2 protein-coding genes are annotated in these 1,762 nt (G+C 65.6%); both read right to left on the bottom strand.

Annotated elements, in window-relative coordinates; genetic code table 11:
* Nucleotides 1–939: RsmB/NOP family class I SAM-dependent RNA methyltransferase (locus QZL63_RS04175; protein WP_290585983.1), on the bottom strand; the 939-nt coding region annotated here is incomplete at its 3' end.
* 5 nt (nucleotides 940–944) lie between these two features.
* A complete protein-coding gene (locus QZL63_RS04170; RefSeq protein ID WP_022308073.1) occupies nucleotides 945–1,562 on the bottom strand; it encodes a deoxynucleoside kinase in 618 nt (205 codons plus the stop codon).
* Between the last annotated feature and the right edge of the window lie 200 nt (nucleotides 1,563–1,762).

Here is a 1,762-nt window from a genome sequence, read left to right as displayed (position 1 = left end):
GCCCGGAGCGTCGGGCGCCTTGCGCGCCACGGCGGCGAAGAATCCCTCGCCCACGGTCCGGTGGGGGAAGAAACGGAACGTACGGAACGGGCCGACCTCCCCCTCGACAATACCCCACGCGGGGTCCACATCCACCGGATAGGGAGCAGCGACTTCGTCACCGGCCCAGGCGAGCATCCGCTCGAGCGAACCTTCGTCCTCGTCGCGATTGAACGTACAGGTACTGTAGATCAGCGTACCGCCCGGACGCAGCGCCCGCCACGCCTCACGCAGGATATCGTCCTGTCGCGCAGCGCACTGCCGCACGTTGTTCTCGCTCCACTCCCCGCGCGCAGCGGGATCCTTGCGGAACATGCCCTCGCCCGAGCAGGGGGCATCGACGGCCACCACGTCGAACCACGCCTCGCAGTCGCAGACCGCATGCGGCTCACACGTCGTGACCACCACGTTGCCCGTACCCCACTTGCGCACGTTGTCGGCCAGCACGGAGGCACGGCGGCGGTCGATCTCGTTGGCGACGACCAGTCCCCCGCGCCCGACAAGCGAGGCGTAGAGGGTCGTCTTGCCGCCCGGGGCCGCACAAAGGTCGAGGATCCTCGCCCCGGAGGTCGGGACCTCCTGCAGCAGACAGCCCACGAACTGCGAGGCCGCCTCCTGCACGTAGTAGGCTCCGGCATGGAAGTCGCTGTCGAAGGTGAACGACGGGCGGCCCGCAAGCAGGAAGCCGTCGGCGCACCACGGAACGCGGCCGGCGGCCGTGAGCATCGGAAGCACCTCCGACACCCGTGCGGGCTGCTCCCCGCGGAGCCCCTCCGCCTTGGCGGGATTCACACGGATGCTGACGCACGCCTCGCCGTCGAGGGCGCGGCAGAGGGCCTCGCCCTCCGTCGTCCCGAGGTCGCAAAGGACCCGCTCGACGAATGTCCGGGGCAGCTCCATCTCCGTCATTTTGCCGTTGTGCGCAGCGCATCGAGGCGTGCGCAGATCTTCTCCAGCACGGCGGGGTCCGAGACGAAATCCTCGTGGTCCTTGTCGATGACAAGCACCTCGCCGTCGTAGAGGTTGTCGATCCAATGGTTGTACTTGTCGTTCAGCCGCCCGAGGTAGGCCTCGTCGATGTTCATCTCGTACTCGCGGCCCCGCTTGCGGATCTGCGAAATGAGCGTCGGAACGCTTGCCTTGAGGTAGATCAGCAGGTCGGGCTTCGGGATGAGCGCCGTCACCAGGTGGAAGATCTTCATGTAGGTCTCGATGTCGCGCGTGGCCATCAGTCCCATCTCATGCAGGTTCTCGGCGAAGATGTGGGCGTCTTCGTAGATCGTGCGGTCCTGAATGATGTCCCCGCGCCCGGTCTCCGAGAGCATGTCCATCGTCTGCTGGATGCGGCTCCCGAGGAACGAGATCTGGAGGTTGAACGACCAGCGGTTCATGTCCTCGTAGAAGTCGCCGATGTAGGGGTTGTTGCTCTCCTCGAGGTAGGAGCGGGCATCGTAACGCTCCGTCAGCATCTGCGTGAGCGTTGTCTTTCCGCTGCCGATATTTCCGGCTATGGCTATATACATATCTCTTATTGTTTTTCGTCTCCTTGTTCCGTTATCCGTCCGGACCGGGCCGCCCGCACGGATCAGCACGCCGTCCCTTCGCCCGCGGCCTCCGCCTCACGGCCGAAGGCGAGCACGTCCTCGATGACTCGGCGGTCGTTCATCAGCCGCGGCACCTTGTTCTTGCCGCGCGCCCGCATCCAGCGCAGGAAGTAGCCCCG

Origin of the sequence: Alistipes sp. CAG:268 (genome assembly GCA_000434235.1) — a bacterium.
GTDB classification, from domain to species: Bacteria; Bacteroidota; Bacteroidia; order Bacteroidales; family Rikenellaceae; genus Alistipes; species Alistipes avistercoris.
This window is presented reverse-complemented; position numbering and strand designations above follow the sequence as displayed.